Source organism: Desulfosarcina alkanivorans, assembly GCF_009688945.1.
Classification (GTDB): Bacteria; Desulfobacterota; Desulfobacteria; order Desulfobacterales; family Desulfosarcinaceae; genus Desulfosarcina; species Desulfosarcina alkanivorans.
Window position 1 is genome coordinate 6,879,945 of sequence record NZ_AP021874.1, and the last position, 18,820, is coordinate 6,898,764.

Annotated in this window: 13 protein-coding genes; 9 read left to right on the forward strand and 4 right to left on the reverse strand. The window is 50.9% G+C overall.

Annotated features, from left to right (window positions below):
- The first annotated feature begins 1 nt into the window (after position 1).
- Positions 2 to 346, forward strand: a complete 345-nt coding sequence (locus tag DSCA_RS29890) for a hypothetical protein (protein WP_155319908.1) — start codon at positions 2 to 4, stop codon at positions 344 to 346.
- Here DSCA_RS29890 and DSCA_RS29895 read toward each other — a convergent pair.
- Entirely contained in the window at positions 333 to 1,997 is a 1,665-nt protein-coding gene (locus DSCA_RS29895) for an IS1634 family transposase (protein ID WP_155315006.1), read from the reverse strand. The two genes, DSCA_RS29890 and DSCA_RS29895, sit on opposite strands and share 14 nt — an antisense overlap.
- 492 nt (positions 1,998 to 2,489) lie before the next feature.
- On the opposite strand from DSCA_RS29895, the gene DSCA_RS29900 reads away from it, so the two are divergent.
- The 3 genes from DSCA_RS29900 to DSCA_RS29910 all read left to right on the forward strand — a co-directional run bounded on the left by DSCA_RS29900 (position 2,490) and on the right by DSCA_RS29910 (position 5,579).
- The gene (locus DSCA_RS29900; RefSeq protein WP_155319909.1) at positions 2,490 to 3,503 is read left to right on the forward strand and encodes a transposase; all 1,014 of its coding nucleotides are present in this window, start codon (positions 2,490 to 2,492) and stop codon (positions 3,501 to 3,503) included.
- 128 nt (positions 3,504 to 3,631) lie between these two features.
- A complete protein-coding gene (locus DSCA_RS29905) occupies positions 3,632 to 5,020 on the forward strand; it encodes a hypothetical protein (RefSeq protein WP_155319910.1) in 1,389 nt (462 codons plus the stop codon).
- A gap of 19 nt (positions 5,021 to 5,039) precedes the next feature.
- Entirely contained in the window at positions 5,040 to 5,579 is a 540-nt protein-coding gene (locus tag DSCA_RS29910; protein WP_155319911.1) for a peptidase associated/transthyretin-like domain-containing protein, read from the forward strand.
- A gap of 338 nt (positions 5,580 to 5,917) precedes the next feature.
- Here DSCA_RS29910 and DSCA_RS29915 read toward each other — a convergent pair whose 3' ends face one another.
- Entirely contained in the window at positions 5,918 to 6,961 is a 1,044-nt protein-coding gene (locus DSCA_RS29915; protein WP_155314958.1) for an IS110 family RNA-guided transposase, read from the reverse strand.
- A 232-nt stretch (positions 6,962 to 7,193) separates the two neighbouring features.
- On the opposite strand from DSCA_RS29915, the gene DSCA_RS29920 reads away from it, so the two are divergent.
- The 5 genes from DSCA_RS29920 to DSCA_RS29940 all read left to right on the forward strand — a co-directional run bounded on the left by DSCA_RS29920 (position 7,194) and on the right by DSCA_RS29940 (position 17,250).
- Positions 7,194 to 7,511 carry a hypothetical protein gene (locus tag DSCA_RS29920; protein ID WP_155319912.1) on the forward strand — a complete coding sequence of 106 codons (318 nt, stop codon included), beginning with the start codon at positions 7,194 to 7,196 and terminating at the stop codon, positions 7,509 to 7,511.
- A 42-nt stretch (positions 7,512 to 7,553) separates the two neighbouring features.
- Positions 7,554 to 8,675 (forward strand): hypothetical protein, encoded by a 1,122-nt coding sequence (locus tag DSCA_RS29925; protein ID WP_155319913.1) that lies wholly within the window; start codon positions 7,554 to 7,556, stop codon positions 8,673 to 8,675.
- A 138-nt stretch (positions 8,676 to 8,813) separates the two neighbouring features.
- Positions 8,814 to 10,205: an IS66 family transposase gene (tnpC, locus tag DSCA_RS29930; protein ID WP_155316279.1), complete on the forward strand. Its 1,392-nt coding sequence runs from the start codon at positions 8,814 to 8,816 to the stop codon at positions 10,203 to 10,205.
- A 164-nt stretch (positions 10,206 to 10,369) separates the two neighbouring features.
- Entirely contained in the window at positions 10,370 to 11,383 is a 1,014-nt protein-coding gene (locus DSCA_RS29935) for a transposase (RefSeq protein ID WP_155319909.1), read from the forward strand.
- A 371-nt stretch (positions 11,384 to 11,754) separates the two neighbouring features.
- Positions 11,755 to 17,250 carry an NHL domain-containing protein gene (locus DSCA_RS29940; RefSeq protein ID WP_155319914.1) on the forward strand — a complete coding sequence of 1,832 codons (5,496 nt, stop codon included), beginning with the start codon at positions 11,755 to 11,757 and terminating at the stop codon, positions 17,248 to 17,250.
- A 383-nt stretch (positions 17,251 to 17,633) separates the two neighbouring features.
- On the opposite strand, the gene DSCA_RS29945 is transcribed toward DSCA_RS29940, so the two are convergent.
- Positions 17,634 to 18,068 (reverse strand): putative toxin-antitoxin system toxin component, PIN family, encoded by a 435-nt coding sequence (locus DSCA_RS29945; protein ID WP_155319915.1) that lies wholly within the window; start codon positions 18,066 to 18,068, stop codon positions 17,634 to 17,636.
- 5 nt (positions 18,069 to 18,073) lie between these two features.
- Complete coding sequence (locus DSCA_RS29950) at positions 18,074 to 18,556, reverse strand: helix-turn-helix domain-containing protein (RefSeq protein WP_155319916.1); 483 nt, start codon at positions 18,554 to 18,556, stop codon at positions 18,074 to 18,076.
- Positions 18,557 to 18,820 lie beyond the last annotated feature (264 nt).

Consider the following 18,820-nt stretch of genomic DNA (forward strand, 5'->3'; position numbering starts at 1 on the left):
AATGAAAAGCATTTGCTTTTTTGTGCTGGTTTCAGTTCTCGCAATTTGCGGACCGGCCTATTGTCACACTTTTAAAGCAACTTATGTCAGTGAAGACAGAACCGAAGTTGTTTTGATAGATAAAGCCACTGGAGATGAGTGGATGGTTCAGGTGGGTGACGAAATCGATGGCTATCGAGTGATTCAAATAACAATGGATCATGTTACCATAGTCCATCCCGGGGAAAATGGTGTTATCTATTCGACAGATATCCCGATAAATAGTGAAAAACATACCATAAAACGTACATTCCGCACCCCAAGCAGCAACGATTCGACTATTTTTCATCGCTTTATGGGGCTGTGAATGTGTCAGTTGTGACGCCAAGCGCTTTCAAATACTCAAGCTGAACAGCTTTCAATGGTTTTGCCAACTGTCTGTGGTTCCCGATGGAAACGACCATGATTGAAGAGAACTTGGTCGTCATCATAAAGCTGGTCGGCTTTCTGGTTTTGCGTCGCACCCAACCGGGCAACTCACAGTCATTGGTCTCGACATACTGGCGCATGGAACGCTCCATCAAACGCCAGATCAAAAGGGAGATCAGCAATACCAGGCCCAACACTTCGATCCGCTGGGCCTTTTTCAGAAAAATGCTGTTTACGATGGCCGGGTCCTTCAGGAAGCTGAAGTTCTTCTCGATGCCGATCTGGCTCTTGTAAAGGGAGAGCAGTTCCGGGGCGGACCAGTCGCCTTGTTGGTCCAAAAGATTCGTCAACAGGACAAAGCAACCGGCTTCTTCCCTGAGCGGTTGCACTTTTTGCGGGGCTTCCACAACCGTCGCCGTTACGCGATATTCGTAGCGCAAAACCTTTCGGGGCTTACCGGCCGCAGGCCGGCCGCGACCGTATTTGGGGATTTTTTCAACACCAGCTTGAAGCCGGTGGTAGCTGGACGCGGATTGACGAATCAGTTTGTCTAACGCGACCTGCGCATCGGCCTGACAATAGTACACGGTGTCCGCGAGCTTTTTGCAGTCTTTTTCAAGCTGCTTGCGGTCCTGTTTCAACATGCGATCGATGCGTTTATGACGCCGCTTGTCATGCGCGCTGGAATGCACGACGATCGCCCGGTAGGTTTTTCCGTAAAGCTCGACGGTGCCGTCATAGGCCCGATAGCGGGCAACTGAGCGATTGGGGCGGTCGCGTTCTTCGGCCAGGCGGCCGATGTCGATCCAGTCATCGGCGGCCACGGCTTCACGAATGATCCGGCCGCACTCTTTGTAGGTCGCCGGCAGGCGGGTCAGAAACCAGGTCTGACGCCTGTCGGCTTTCTTCAGATTGTCCTCGGTGACAAATGCAGAGTCGGCCACATAGACGTACGCGCCCGGTTCAAGCCCGTGTCTGGCCATGTATGCGGAGATATTGGTCAGCAGTTCGTTGTTCAAGGTCTTGTCCGAAGCGTTGCCGTCCGTCGTGGTCCCCAAAATGGGGATGTTGCGGTCGACACACAGCATCGATACCAGAAACTGTTTGAGGTCCGGTCGTTTGTCCTTGCTGTAACCATAGGTGATCTCAAACGGTGGATCAACCAGATGGTAATCGCCGAATACACTCACGGAGGTCGTATCGAAATGCAGTCGTCGCGGATCGACGGCAAAAACTGTCAATGCATTCTGCGCGATCTGAGAAAACACCTTCTGGGTACCGGTCTCGAAAATCTGATCCATGGACCGGCCCAAGTTGGTATCGCAAAAGCGTTCCGGTTCGATAGCGGTGCCCAGGAGAAGCTCCGTATCCTTTTCTTCAAAAAATTCGGTCAGACGGTAAAGCGGTGTCCGTCCCGAAAGGGTGTCGAGCACCATGCCGAATACAGCCATGCCGGGGCTCAATTCCATTTGAGAACCGACCATCCGGTCGATGGTCTCCACCAGACCGATTTTTTGTGCATAAGCCTTGACGATCGGCAGATGCCTGACCTCGGTGATGGTCAAACTTTCAGTGTCAAGCGGTGGCATGTCCCCTCCTTTGAACTGTTGTTGTCAAGATTGGGGGTAACGTACCAGCAACTAGTTGAAATGTCTAGGTATTTTTATTTTACAGTAAATACAATATGTTAAATCGCCTATGTGGTTATTTTTGAACGATAAAAAATTTCCTAAAATCGATTCTCACGGGTGCGGAATGTAAGATAAAAGTAAGCCCCTGACGCCATGGCCACGCCGACGCTGGCCGATAAAGGGGCAAAGATGCAAGTGTCACGATAGCCCAACCAGCGGCGGTATATGAAGATATCGGTCTTCTTATACCGCCGTATTATTTAAATGGTTCCAACTTATTTTACGCAACATCGGGGACTGACCTGGACCTCCACCTATGCCGATACCTTATCCATCGATCAGGATATCGGTGCGATTGAGCCGAGCGGAACCAGGAAAGTTAGGGAAAGTTAGGGACATCCATAAATTTATAAATTGACATAATCATAACCACCATGTAAAAAGACACCCATGCCACGTCAATCCCGCATCGATGCACCTGGCGCGCTTCACCACCTGATCATCCGTGGTATCGAACGAAAGGCTATTTTCAAAGACGACGCGGATCGGTATGGATTTATTGAAAGAATCGAGTCCATCTTTTCAGAGACCGATACCCCATGCTTTGCATGGGCGTTGATGTCCAATCATGTGCATCTTCTGACCCGCACTGCGCAGACCCCCCTGGCCACTTTAATGAGGCGGTTGCTCACCGGCTATGCGGTGGCATTTAATCGCAGGCATCATCGACATGGCCATCTTTTCCAGAATCGCTATAAATCCATCCTTTGTCAGGAAGACGCTTACCTGCTTGAACTGACCCGTTATATCCACCTGAATCCACTGCGCGCCGGAATAGTCAAAGATATTGATGCGCTAAACGTTTATCCGTTCACGGGACACAGCGTCATCATGGGCATTCAAGATGCGAAATGGCAGAACACTGAAAAGATTCTCGGCATGTTCGCCAAATACAAGAAGACCGCTCGGAGAAAATATCGGGAGTTCGTGGAGGGGGGAATCGATGCCGGTCGCAGGCCTGAATTGGTGGGCGGCGGGTTGATTCGCAGTGTGGGGGGATGGAAACAAGCAAAAATTCTATTGAAGGGACAAGAGCGGGTGAAAGGCGATGAGCGGATATTGGGCGACACCGATTTTGTCCAGGATGTGCTCAATCGGTGCAACGAAAATTATATGCGAAAATATCGATTGGCCGCTCAAGGGGTCGAGTTAGATACCTTGTCCAAAGGCGTCGCTGCGTATTTCAATCTGACCTGTGATCGGTTGTATAGCCCCGGCCGTTATCCCGCCGTTGTGCAGGCTCGCAGTGTGCTTTGTTTCCTCGCTGTCCGCCAGTTGGGTCTGACAGCCACCGAACTGGCCCGAAAAATTGGATTGACCCAACCGGCAATCAGTATTTCTGTGAAACGGGGAGAGGGGATCGTCAAGGAAAGAAGGTTCGATATTTCAGACTTCTTACCGTAATTTATATATTTATGGATGTCCCTAAGGTTCCTAAGGTTCAAACAACCTTCACGGCCAATGCCGGTGGGTACGGCCTTCCGATCGATCCCGGTGTTTACACCGTTGCCGCCACGTTGTCGGATGGTCGCGTGGCAACAAAGCCGGTTACCATGGAAGACCAGAATATAAAAATCGATTTTACCCTGGCGGATTTCGAAACCGATCCCGTGCCGGAACTCAGCGTTTCAATTGAATCCGGCACCATTTATCGCGGACAGACACTTCGGTTCACCTGGGCCAGTGCACACGCACAAGGCGTTTCCATCGATCAGGACATCGGTGCGGTTCCCGATAGCGGCGCCATTGAAGTATCGCCAGTCGAGGACACCGTGTATACGATCACCGCCGTTAACGAACACGGCAGCACATCCAGGACCATCAGCATTACGTTCATGGACGCCGATCCCCCGCCGATCGTACAACTGACCGTCGACCCCGGGGAGATACCGGTCGGAGACAACGCCACCCTAACCTGGACCTCCACATATGCCGACACCTTATCCATCGATCAGGATATTGGCACGGTCGAACCCAATGGAACAATGACGGTGGCCCCATCGTCATCAACAACTTACACCATCACGGCCACGGGTTCCGGAGGAACGGCCACGGCGAGCGCGGTCCTGACCGTAACCCATCTGATAACCCTGCAGATAACCGACCCACTGGAGGGGGCCTTTGTATCGGATGCGGCCGTAACCGTGAGGGGAACCATTGCCCATGCCAACGGGCTTGAAACCGGCCTGATGGTCAACGGCATGCCCGCGATAATCGATGGTGGCCAGTTCACAGCCAATCACGTGCCGCTGATCCAGGGAGAAAATACCATTACGGCGACGGCGACGGATACTTCGGGCCTCACGTTATCGGATTCCATCACGGTCAATGGGGAAATGCCCGAGGATTATATCCGCCTGAGCGCTAGTCCGGTTTCGGGAACGTCGCCCTTTGAAACCACGCTGAGGATCGATAGCTCGTTTGCCGTCGCTTCAGTCCAGATGACCTATTTCGGGCCGGATGACGTGACCTTCATGGATCAGACCATTGATGAATCCCGGGTGGAGATCATCACCAGCGGCGTTTATACCTTCAGTGTCGAGGTTACCGATCGGAAGGGGGAAATATATACCGATAGCGTGAGCGTGGAAGTGGTGGACGCGGCGGCGCTGGACGGCCTGCTGCGGGATAAATGGGCGGGAATGAAGGCGGCCTTGATGGCCGGTGATACTAAAAATGCCGTGACATTTTTTGTCTTTGAACGGCAGAATGCCTATAACCTTGTATTCGATGATCTATTGGACAACATCGGTGGCATTATCTCAGCCACGGGAGAGCTTGAATCGTTTGAAACATCCGACGGTCAGGCACGCTATACCATAAGCTATCCCATCACCGTCGACGGCGTCACCATCACCGCCGGGACCTATGTCATTTTCGCTCAAGATACCGACGGGTTGTGGAAAATAAGGTTTTTTTAAACACATAAGGAAAAACCAAATGCATCCGTATTTCAAAGTTTTAATCACGATTGTGGCCATCGTTGTTACCTTTGTTAAATGTCGGGAGATAAAAGACAAACGCAAGAGAATAATTGTCATCATGGCGTTACTGCTGGCCATCAGTACATTTAGCAACCGGTCGATTTATTGGTTTTTATACTGGGACGGACCTTACTACGGACAGGTTGTAGATGCAGACACCGGAGAGCCCATCAAAGGGGCTTCTGTGGCCGGTATTTGGAAGTTTGAAGGTTTTATACTTTTTATTACTTCCCTTACCCATTTTGCCAATGCCAAGGAAACCGTAACCGATGCAGAGGGAAAATTTACGATCCCCCTAACCTCTATATGGCCTCCGGTTGTCAAGGAAAAAACTTCTCCCATGGATCGGAATAATCAATTTCTAAGCGAACCTCTTCCGTCTCTTTTCTCGGATTCCTTGACAAGCAATTCGTTGGTTCCGGCTTGCGTCTTCGGTCGCGAGCGTCAGCGCGTTTGGATAACGCGTCTGCACCAAACATCTATCAGGATTGACTGATTTGCCAGATGGTTCTTTGACAATCAGCGTGCCACCTTAAGGCGGCTTCAGAATATATTTCGATTCCCTTATTCCGGCGCAGTCAAAGGTATCGGCTCGTCCGACGGGCGGACGTCCAGTTAGGGTGTCACTCGGATAAGGGGCAGAACACGATCACCACCGGTCAAGCTATCCGTATGCGTGGATGGAACCGAAAGGTGCCGCCAATCAAAGCATTGAGCTTCGGGCATCGGGTCCACTCTTTTTTCGCAGTCGGGCTGCATGTCTTAAATCGAGAGACTCAGATCCGCCCGTTTGATCTCAGTTATGCGATAAGTTGACACCTTCCGGTTCCACATCTATTGATCGAAGAATCGTTTCATGTTGAACGCCTCCTTGTTTTTGAGCATAAAGTAAATGGCCCGGCCCAGCTTGTGGGTGAAGATTCCCAGAGCCTTGCCTTTATTGTATTTGTGTTCCAGTTTGGAAACGAAATACTTTGCCTGGGATGAATCCCTGAGCATGAGGATCGCGGCTTCCTTGATCGCCCATTTGAGATGGTGGTTGCCGATCTTCTTGTTGCTGTGCCCGGCCCACTTGCCGTCGGACTCTTTTACCGGCCGGATCAGCCTGGCATAGGATGAGAAATCCTGTACCCTGGGAAACCGCCTGACATCATGGACCTCGTACAGGATTACCAGGGCCAGGATCTGCCCGACACCGGGGATTGAGCGCAGCAGATATAAAGTGTGGTAATCATGCTGGCGGGCGGTTTTTTCGATATGCCATTCAAGCTTTTTAAGAATCTGATTCATGGCATCGATCATGGCCAAGTCGACTTCGATGCTCTTTCTGACAGCCGGGTCTTCAAACCTTTCGGCGACACCGCCATGGTTGTATTTGCGTGACAATTTTTTCCTGAACGCCGGCAGGTTGTACTGGGTATTGGTGTTGTTAATATGGGCTACCAGTTCGCTGCATCGTCTCGACAGATACATGCGCCGGCGCAGCAGATCCCGTGTTGCCCGCCACTTGGCCGGATAGGGATAAGCGGTGGGAAAATTGCCGCCTTTGAGTAACATGGCGAGTTTGTAAGAATCGATTTTATCGTTTTTGGTTTTGCCGCCGTGGATGGCTTTCATGTATAATGCGTGTCCAAGGACGAAATCGATTTTGTGATCGGCGCACAGATCGGCCAGCCAGTACCAGCAGAAGACACATTCAACACCGACAACAACGTCTTCGATAAACGGGAACACCAGTTCGAAAAAGAGTTCCGGGTCGGTTTTGATATTCAGGTGAACAACAATTTTTCCTTTATGGTCGAGGATGCAGACATACATTTTCCTGGCATGCAGATCGACACCGCAGTAATACTTGTGCTGTCGGTTGTAAAATTTCATGATGTGCCTCCTTTTGCTTGGGTAAGTATTTGTTAGGGGTAACAAAAGTTTACCGTTGCAAGTGAAAGGGGGCAACCCATCATCATGTTTTCTGTTCGAGAATGGGGTATTAAAAAGCTCGTCGGAGAACAGGAAATATGATGATGGGTTTACACGACAGCCCCGTTTCTTTGGGAGGCCATAACTAGTATCATTTGCATTCACTTTCTGGCCCATGTCAGGACTGGATGAGATGAATCTTGTGGTGTTTAAGCCGGGGTATGATTCTCATCCGCCTGCGATACGCAGAAAGATGGAAAAGCCTGAAAATAATAAATACCCAACAACCGATGGTAAATATCATGTGGGAAAATTTGCTCACTGTAAAATTTGGAGAAAATGCAAAGTTAAGTTGAATAAGACAATAAGTTTGGAAGAAAGAATGAAGGCGGTTGCTCGATGTGGAAGCAGATTGGGGGCGACGGGTGTTAATCGATCTAAAGTTTATAGCTTTCTAAAAGTAATCGAAAAAGAAAATCCGCATTTGAAATATCTTAGAGAAAAGAAATGAAGTGGTTTGAAATGTATACACAAAAGTAGTGGAGACCGATTGATGTGTAAATGGATAAAAAGAATATTCGTGTCAATGGTTTTATTTTGCCAGCTAATCTATCTGCCTGCTGCGATCGCTTATAAACCTGACGTACATATTAAAATAACAGAAAATGCGGTGTTAGAAAGCCAGAGAGTTCAGTCAGCTCTGGAAGGGGCAGGATTGTTGCCGGCTGGTGGAGATTTAGAGCAGACAACATTAAAAGCAATGAATCTTTCAGAGTGGATTCAATATGGCGCGTCTTGGGAAGACAACATCCAAATCTGGTGGGGTGAACCGCAAGATATCGCTTTTTGTCATTTCTACAATCCTGTTACGAATCAGGGGTACACCCTTTCTTCAGGAACGGAGATCGGCCAATCTCTGATTGCACGTTCCCATGATTTCACGAACGAGTGGTCCTATGAGATGGCAAAAAAGCTTTACTACGCAGCCTTGATTGGTGACAACAGTGAGATCCTGGATGGTGATATTACTCGAATGCGACCGGGATGGGTGCCTCATCTTCTTGGTCCGATAACAGACATGACCGAAGAGGACAGAGATCAATACTTCGCTTGGACGCTGCAGGCTTTGGGTCATACACTCCATCTGATACAGGATGCGTCGGTTCCTGCACATACAAGAAATGACCTCCATGGTCTATTAGAGCCTTATGAGGTATGGACAAATAATAAACTTAAATATTTGGAAGAAAACGATATCTTCATTGGAGATGGATCCAACCCATGGACAAGCTGGAACCAACACACTGACATTATAGTACCAGACGTTTTTATGGACACAAATCAGCTCGACGCAAGTGACACAGAGCCTATTTCCGGATCAGGCCAGGGAATTGCTGAATATGCCTATGCCAATTTCATGAGTGAAGGTACAATTTTTACATATGACCTGCCGGTAAAACCTGATGATTCGGAATTTTTTACCAATTATCAAAGTGAAAATTTTAATCTTGATGTCAGGCCGGTGAACGGAAGGGATATGACTTTTGTGTACCTCAGAAATAAGCATCCCGGTGGCGTTGAACACCTGGCGTTGGCCGGTGTGCTTCACCCTCACCCGATTTCTTCTGCAATAAGCTACGATGTGAGGTGGACGACTAATGATAGAAAAGTGTAAGCATTCACGGGGTACTTTGATGGTCCGATTGGCTTCGCAAGTCCCCGAAATCAATACACAAAAGTAAGGTTCCTAACCATCTGGAATAATTCAAAATAAATCTAGATTTTTCTTTTTGGCTATGATAGGGTGCTTTTCATGGCACTCAAAAGACCTTTTTCGGAACTCGATTGGCAACTGACGCCAGAGCCGGTGCGTCATTACATCATGGCTCTGGAACGGACGCTTTTCGATATGGAACAGCGGATTGCACTCCACGAAAAACGGCTCGAGAAGCTCGAGGTTCGGACCCGGAAAAATTCTCACAACTCCAGCAAACCACCGTCTTCCGATCCACCTTTTGCGAGGAAGAAGAGAAAGCAAAAAAAGAGCAAAAAGGCTAAAGGCGGTCAGAAAGGCCATAAGCCGCACCAGCAGCAAGTGCTGGACCCGACCGAGAGCTATTGGTTGACCCCGCAACGTTGCTCATGCGGGCATTCGGCTTTCGATCAGGAAAAGATGAAAACGTTTTACGTACATCAACATATTGAGCTTCCCGAAATCGAAATGCAAGTCAATCACTATCTTCTCCAGCAATGCGATTGCCCTAACTGCGGTAACGTGGTCAAAGCCATGCTGCCACCTGAGATGTCCACCGGTTACGGTCCTCGTTTTACCGCCTTTATCGGTGAACTGAGCGGCATCAAGGGCATGAGCCGAAACGATGTCAAAAAGTTGTGCGAATCTGTATTAGACATTCCCATTGCCACCGGAACCATCCAGAAAATTGTCGACCGCACCTCAAATGCGCTATTGCCAGTCTACGAACGCATCGGCCAGATCGCCCGACGCTTTTGGTGTAACTACATCGACGAAACATCCTGGTTTAAGCAAAATGATCTGCACTGGCTGTGGGCCATGGTAAATGAACGGGTGGCATTTTATCGTATCGACCCACACCGGTCTAAGGCGGCCTTCGAAAACTTAATCCAGGATTGGAACGGCATTCTGGTCAGTGATGGATACGGCCTATACCAAAAATGGGTGCACCGCCAAACCTGCCTGGCTCACCTGATCCGCAAGGCCGATGCCCTGACGGAAAGAAAGAAACCCGACCTTCGCCGCTTCGGAGAAATCGTCGCCGCCTGGCTGAGGCAACTGGTATCGTTTGCCAAAGAACCTCCCGACTCAAAACAGTGGTCGGATTTTTATACGTTCTTCTTGTTCACCGTCTCCCTTTGGGAGGAGGACAAGACCGATGCTGGTAGACTTGCCCGTCAGATCGTACGGGAAATGGACAGTCTGTGGACCTTTCTCGATCACCATGGCGTCGAACCTACAAATAATCGCGCTGAGCGGGCCTTACGTTTTGGTGTGCTGTGGCGAAAACGCAGTCTGGGAACCCAAAGCGAAAAGGGTAATCGGTGGGTCGAGCGGATCTTGTCACTGAAAGAGACCTGCCGTTTAAATGAAAAGCCCACGTTCCCATTTCTCGTGGAATGTATTGCTTCCTACTTTCGTAATATAATGCCTGACCTTTCCTGGATTTGATTCATACGGGAATATCCCGTGAACGCGTACGAAAAGTAAATGGGGATTACGCCGGTAAACTTATCCCCCGCGCCGTAGGTTATGCAGTGAAAGTTAGTGAAAGTTAGGGACATCCATAAATTTATAAATTGACATAATCATAACCACCATGTAAAAAGACACCCATGCCACGTCAATCCCGCATCGATGCACCTGGCGCGCTTCACCACCTGATCATCCGTGGTATCGAACGAAAGGCTATTTTCAAAGACGACGCGGATCGGTATGGATTTATTGAAAGAATCGAGTCCATCTTTTCAGAGACCGATACCCCATGCTTTGCATGGGCGTTGATGTCCAATCATGTGCATCTTCTGACCCGCACTGCGCAGACCCCCCTGGCCACTTTAATGAGGCGGTTGCTCACCGGCTATGCGGTGGCATTTAATCGCAGGCATCATCGACATGGCCATCTTTTCCAGAATCGCTATAAATCCATCCTTTGTCAGGAAGACGCTTACCTGCTTGAACTGACCCGTTATATCCACCTGAATCCACTGCGCGCCGGAATAGTCAAAGATATTGATGCGCTAAACGTTTATCCGTTCACGGGACACAGCGTCATCATGGGCATTCAAGATGCGAAATGGCAGAACACTGAAAAGATTCTCGGCATGTTCGCCAAATACAAGAAGACCGCTCGGAGAAAATATCGGGAGTTCGTGGAGGGGGGAATCGATGCCGGTCGCAGGCCTGAATTGGTGGGCGGCGGGTTGATTCGCAGTGTGGGGGGATGGAAACAAGCAAAAATTCTATTGAAGGGACAAGAGCGGGTGAAAGGCGATGAGCGGATATTGGGCGACACCGATTTTGTCCAGGATGTGCTCAATCGGTGCAACGAAAATTATATGCGAAAATATCGATTGGCCGCTCAAGGGGTCGAGTTAGATACCTTGTCCAAAGGCGTCGCTGCGTATTTCAATCTGACCTGTGATCGGTTGTATAGCCCCGGCCGTTATCCTGCCGTTGTGCAGGCTCGCAGTGTGCTTTGTTTCCTCGCTGTCCGCCAGTTGGGTCTGACAGCCACCGAACTGGCCCGAAAAATTGGATTGACCCAACCGGCAATCAGTATTTCTGTGAAACGGGGAGAGGGGATCGTCAAGGAAAGAAGGTTCGATATTTCAGACTTCCTACCGTAATTTATATATTTATGGATGTCCCTAAGGTTTCCTAAGGTTTCTACTAAGGTTTCATTACCGTTCTTTTCGATGATTTCAGCCAGCCCCCCACAGCATTTCTTACCGGAGGTGCGGATTACATCCAGCAAGGGGCGTCTACTACGCTTAACTGGCAATCCAGCAATGGCAATCGTTTTTATATCGATAACAATGTCGGTGAAGTCGATTATCGCGGGTCCATTGCGGTATCGCCGGAATATTCGACAACCTACACGTTTACTGTGGTTGGCCCGTCCGGTGTCGCCCAATCTCGTGTTACTGTTTATGTGACCGGCTCGCCGTATCCGCAACCCGCGGGAGCCTTTGGCACGGCCTATGAGGATCTGGTTCCATTGGATGCGACCATTATCGAATACGACCCCAGACGGTTTGCGCTCATGACCGGATTGGTTGTTGACAGCTACGAGTCAGGCCTTGAATCCGTGGCCGTGACTGTCTTGGACCATCCTGAATACGGAACGGTTTTCACCGATGATCAGGGCACTTATGCCATTCCGGTGGAAGGGGGTGTTCGTTTAACTCTCGTTTTCAATAAACAGGGGTACATTTCAGGGCAGCGATCGGAAAATGTTCCCTGGAACGGGATTGTTGCTGTCGATGATCTGCAGATGATAGCAGAAGATACCGTGGCTACCACCATCACATTGGATGGCAATCCGGACACACTTACCGCCCATCGCGGATCGGAAGTGAATGATTCCGACGGCCGACGCGCATTTACACTCGTGTTCTCTGGAGATACCGGAGTGATTGCTTTGAACGAGAACGGCAACGACCTGATGTCACTTGAGACGTTTAAGGTCCGGACCACCATGCTCAACACGGCCAAGTCCATACCAGCCAAATTGCCTTCCAATTCAGAGGCTGCTTATATGGTCGAAATGCAGGTCGACGGCTTGTCCGAGGTGAGATTCACCAAGCCGGTGGTCAGCTGGGTGGATAATTATCTTGGTTTCGATGTTGGAGAGATCGTTCCCAATGCCTATTACGACCGCAATGCGGCAAAATGGCTTCCGCAAGCCAACGGGGTTGTCGTGCGCCTGATGGACCTCGACAGTGACGGCATTGTAGATGCCCTTGATGCCGATGGAGATGGTATCGCCGATGACCTTGACAATGATGGGGTCTTGAGCGATGAGGTCGCCGGATTGAACGATCCAGCGGTTTATGAACCGGAGAGCACCTTCTGGCGGGTTCCGTTGGATCACTTCTGCTTCTTTGCAGGCATTTACACCATGGGCTGTTATTACTCATGTGAGTCTGCGGATCCGCCCGATCCGTCAATCGATCTTTTCGTTGATGTACAGAAAAAAGATGAGAAGTGTTTTTCAACCGGTTCTTATGTTGAATGCAAGAGCCGCAATTTTCACGAAGAAATACCCATTCTCGGAACCGGATTCACGCTGCATTACAGCAATGATCGAACCGATGGTTACAAGACTATTTTTAACGCTCAAGCCAGTGGTGGCACAATACCCTCTGGATTGAAAGAGATTCTCGTTCAAGTCGAAGTGGCGGGCCGGGTACTCACACAAACGATGCCGCCATTGCCTGATCAGGTGGCTGAGATCATATGGGACGGGGTGGATTTCAGAGGAAATCCGGTGAAAGGTCCCATCAATGCCCATGTTAGAATTGGATATTTCTATGATGGCAGTTATACCACTTCGGAAGGCTCGACCGGCGTCCTATCTAAAAATGATTTAACCCGTTGGAAGAGCTACGATGTAACCGTCAATCGAAAGCAGGGAGCGATAGCACAAGGCTGGACCCTTTCTCATCATCACCAGTTAAGTGCCGTCAATAGCAGCTCTCTCATTAAGGGCAACGGATTCAGCGTAACGCGCCGGGTCGATGTTGTGGAAACCGTTGCAGGCGGCGGCACCGGTGATGAGCCCTGGATAAACGGGCCTGCCAGAGAAGCCTATTTGCCCTATCCGTTCGATGTTGTCAGCGATGCTTCCGGTGGCTACTATGTTTCTGTTCCCACCAACGACAGCGTCTATAAAATAGACGCGGATGGCATCATTTCTATCATGGCAGGCACCGGAGTTTCCGGATACAGTGGTGACGGTGGACAGGCGGCTGCGGCCCAAATGAATGGACCTACGGGACTCGCAGTCGGTCCTGATGGCAGCCTGTACGTGGCGGATCAAGGCAACCATAGAGTTCGCAAAATTTCTCCCGAAGGCTTGATTGACACTATTGCCGGCACCGGCGTAGAAGGCGGCGGCGGTGTTGACGGTCCGGCCGTCGATGCTCAGCTGAATTCTCCTGCAGTGCTACACCTGGATTCTGATGGGAACCTGTATGTTTCTGAAGAATATGGCCATCGCGTTCGTAAAATAGACACGCAAGGGGTTATCCAAACCGTTGCCGGCACAGGGATCCAAGGATTTAATGGCAGTGACGGCGATGCTGTCCTGACGATGTTGAGCCAGCCTGGCGGTTTGGCAAAGGATCAGGCCGGCAATCTGTTTATATCGGATTTTGGCAACAACTGTGTTCGCAAAGTGGATCCCATGGGCGTGATTTCCGATTTCGCCGGACAATGCGGGGACGGTGGATTTTCAGGCGATGGCGGCCTGGCGACGCAAGCGCGTATGTACAGACCCGTCGGGATCGCGCTCGACGACCAGGATAACCTCTACATCGCGGAACGATACGACAATCGAGTGCGTAAGGTGGACCAGAACGGTATCATTACAACCGTTGCCGGTTCCGGTTCTGTGGGATTTGGTTCCTTCAGTGGGGACGGCGGACCAGCCATCCAGGCCCGATTTGACAGCCCGACCGCTGTGGAAGTGACTCCGGCTGGGAACTTGCTGGTCGTGGATGCTGCCAATTATCGAATTCGTGAAGTTAAGGTTCATAATCCCAAGAACGACTGGGTCGGCTACAGTGACTTCTCTTTTGCTGAAAATGAAGGCCAATTGCACTATTTCTCTTCAGACGGCCTGCATTCGCAGACGGTCGACCCGGATACCGGGGTGGGGTTGTATGCCTTCGGATATGACAGTCAAGATCACCTGGTATCTATTGCCGATCGATTTGGCAATATAACGACCATTAGGCGATATTCAGACGGTGTGCCCTATGAGATCGAATCTTCCGATGGGCTGATAACCCAGATTTCTGTCGATACATATAATCAGCTTACTGCGATCGGTTATCCGGACAGCAGTGGCTATGTTTTCGAATATGCCGCCAACGACGGCTTGTTGACAGCCAAGATGGATCCGGAAAACCACCGCTTCGATCACTTTTTCGATGCCAACGGCCGGGTTACGGACACCTTCGATGAAGAAGGGGGACACTGGCAGTTCAGCCAAACAGCCGAGGATTCTGGTGAGATCAGGAGCGAAACGCTTACCGCTGAAGGTAATCGTACCCAGCTTATCGAGCGTCATTATCTTTCCGGAATCGAGGAGACCCAATCCATATCGCCCTCCGGAGAAAGCCGCCTGGTGCAGCACTTGGCCGATAGGGTGACCACGCAGCGTACGAACAGTTGCGGCTCTATAATTACCGAAACCACCGGTATCGATCCGGATTTTGGGTACAGTTATGTGGTATCGGAAAACCTGGTCACCCCGGATGGGCTTCAGCGGCACGTTGAACGGCAAAAATCCAGATCTGATACGGACGGCGACGGGGATATGGACACGGTCGGCGATACGGTCACGGTCAACGGCCGCACAATGACCGCCGTTGATGACGTGGAAGCAGGAACCGTGGTCACGACGTCTCCCGAGGGTCGCACCTCGACAGCATACTATGATCCGGCGACCCTGCTGCCCGTGCGAACCACGGTCCCGGGCCTGGCCGATGTGGAGTACGGCTTCGACGCCAAGGGGCGGTTGACCAGTGTACTCACGGGAAGCCGCGAAACCACCTATACCTATACCCCCGAGGGCTTTTTGGCCTCGGTCACCGATCCGGAGCAGACCACCATTACCTATGACCACGATGCCTTGGGCCGTGTGACGGCAGTACACCGGCCCGACGCCGGCGTCATCGGTTTTGCCTATGACAACAACGGCCACATGACCTTGTTGACCAACGCGGATACCATCGACCACGGCTTTTCCTACTCCGCCGTGGGCAAGCGCGACGGGTACCAGACGCCCTTGAGCGGCAGCTACAGTTATGATTTCGACCGCGACCGGCGTCCGACCGCAATCAACTTCCCGTCGGGACAACAGATTCTCTACGAATACGATCCGGCGTTGCTGACTCGCATCGTCACCCCCGAAGGAAATATCGACTATACTTACACCTGCGGCGATCAGGTACAGCAGATCAGCCGGGACGGGGAGAGCATCGGCTACACCTACGACGGCAGCCTGCTCACCGGCGTCACCCTCAGCGGCTGCCTGAACCAGGGCATCGAGCTGGCCTATGACGACGACTTCCGGCTTTCCAGCATTACCTATGCCGGATCATCCGTAGCCGCCACCTACGATGACGATAGCCTGCTCACCGGCCTGGGCGGTTTCTCCATCGGCCGCAACGCTGAAAACGGCTTGCCCGAAACCGTCGACGATGGGAGCTATACCCTGCAGCGCGGGTTCAACGCCTACGGTGAGATCGATGAGGAAAGCGTGTCTGTGAATAGTAGCCCGGTCTTTACCATTCAATTGGAACGGGACGACAACGGACGCATCTACCGCAAAACCGAGACTCTGGCCGGGACGACCACGGTTTTCGACTACCACTACGATCTTGCCGGCCGCCTGCAAACCGTGGAAAAGGACGGCACGCCGGTCGAATCCTACCAGTATAACACCACCGGAACACGCAGTTATGAGGAGAATAGCCTGCGAGGAATTGCCGGGCGTAGCCTGAGTTATTCGGACGAGGACCATCTGCTCACCGCCGGGGATGCGACCTACCAGTACGACCTGGACGGATTTTTGACCCGTAAGAGCGATGCCGACGGCGATACCGTTTACGACTACGCCTCACGCGGAGAACTGTTGACCGCTACCCTGCCCGATGGTACCTATATTACATACGATCACGATCCGCTGGGCCGCCGCATCGCCAAGCGGATTGGCGGCACAATCGTAGAAAAGTATCTGTGGCAGGGGCTGACCCGGCTTCTGGCCGTGTACGACGACGCCGACAATCTGCTCCAACGGTTCGAATACGCCGATGCCCGTTTGCCCTTGGCCATGACCGCCGGCGGGGTCCGTTATTACCTGGTCTATGACCAGGTGGGTACCCTGCGGGCTGTGACGGATGGCAGCGGCACCATCGTCAAGCAGATCGATTATGACAGCTTCGGCAACGTGATCGCCGAAACCAGTCCGGGTTTTGCCGTGCCCTTCGGTTTTGCTGGCGGACTGCATGATCGGGATACCGGTATTGTGAGATTCGGTTATCGGGACTACGATCCGGCCACTGGCCGCTGGACAGCCAAGGATCCCATCGATTTTGATGGCGGAGATACGGATCTTTATGGGTATGTCCAAAATAATCCGGTTAACTTGGTTGACCCATGGGGATTGGAAGGTTCAGGTTATGGATGGAGTTTTTCTCAGTCAATGAACTATGTTCATAATCAGGGACTTGCCCCTTCGCAGCCTGGATATAAAGCACCAAAGAAAAAAGTTAAAACATATCCATATAGACCAGAAGCTGATCTAAACAACGACGGTGCTGTCAACGATTACGACAATACTCAATGGTTACTATTCAGGTTTTATTGGACAATTGCAACACCTCCTGGGACACCATTCCCACCAGGGTATGGACCTGAAGGTCCTGGCTCAAGCGATCTGATATGGCAGGAGATCTATGGAAGATCACGCTGTGATAGCTAAATTCTAATTTCATAGGAATTGGGACTATCGATAATAAAATGAAAAAGAAAGAGAATTATTCATACTTTCAAGGGGCGCGGCTCTCTGAAACAGATTCTAACAGAGTTGGAGTGGGGGTAATTCTTGGTATTATTGGAGTCTTTGTCTCGCTCTATGTGACAGACCTTAAAAATCTAAGGTTTCTGATAATTACCATATTTGCGGGGGTAGGGTTCTTCATTTTGGGACCGATATTGTTTAAAAGTAAAAAGCCGACCGGGAAAAGTGTTGATTCGAAATCCCGGGACCAACAAAAATAAGTTCTATGATGAAAGGCGGTTGGAGAAGCACAATTTCAACCGCCTTTTCGTTGTTCCGGCAGGCTGAACGCGACGGCAACCTTTTTATTCGCCTTTAACCTTCCGGATAAATGTGGTGGCATCAACGATCTGGATGCCGTGGAAGTGCTTGAGGTTCCTCAGGTGGGGATCGCGCGAGACGATGTAGTCGGCCTTTTTCTCCAGGGCGCAGGCCAAAAATTTATTGTCGGTGGGATCGTCGGCGATCCGGTCGGTCTGATAGAGGTCCTTAGAAATGATCGCCTTCCTGAAAATCAGCCGGAAAAACCGCCGTACGTTCTTTTCCTTGGGTTTGAAACGCTCCTTGATCCGGGGATAGCTGAGCACCCGGCTGATCTCCTTGACGATCTCAAGGGAAGTGACCAGCTCGAACTGCTGGTCGATCCAAAGGTTTTGCAGCTGCGCCGACAAAGAATCCTTGGCAAACAGCCCGCTGATAAACAGATTGGTGTCGATGACCGCCCGCAGTTTACGTTCCACCTGGGTTAGCCCGCTTTCCTGACCGCATCGACGGCTTCATCGACAATGCTTTCGATATCGTCGTCGGCAAACTCCGCCGCCCCCTGCCTGAATTCATCCACCACTTCGCGCATCTGTTTGGACCAGGCGGCATCCGTGCGCGAGGGCATCACCTCTTCCAGGCGACCTTTCAGGATCATGCTTTCCAAGATGGTTTTGACGGCCTCTTTGTCATGGGCGCTGAGCCTGGATATCTGCTCGAACTGTTCGAGCAGCTTGCGGTCCAGGATCTTGGCGGCGGCCACACGCTCTTCCTCGTCGAAAATCAACTCGTCCGCAGAGATGCCCAGGGTACGGGCAATATTCTTGATTACTTCCAGCGTCGGTGACGAATTGCCTTTTTCGTAGCGCCGCATCTGGGCGATGCCCACCCCGATCAGGTTGGCCATCTCCTGTTGCGTCAAACCTCTTTCGTTCCTCAGCGTGGACAGTTTCTGTGCAAACGGCATGTTGCGGTCCTCCAATTGAAATTGATTGGAGGCATTATAACATGGGTTTTTGAGATCGCTGTTATTATGGGATCGCTGCATGGCTGAACTCCTTGACATGAGATATCACAAATGATAGCGAAAATATCATAAAAGATTATAGGCTTGAATCCGGATTTTTGCAAATTTTATTCTTGACAGGCCCTGGCCGGGAGTTTGCGGCAAAAAGAGAGGGCCGACAACCAGAGAGTCTTTGGCGGGACACTGGTTGACGGCCCGGACAGC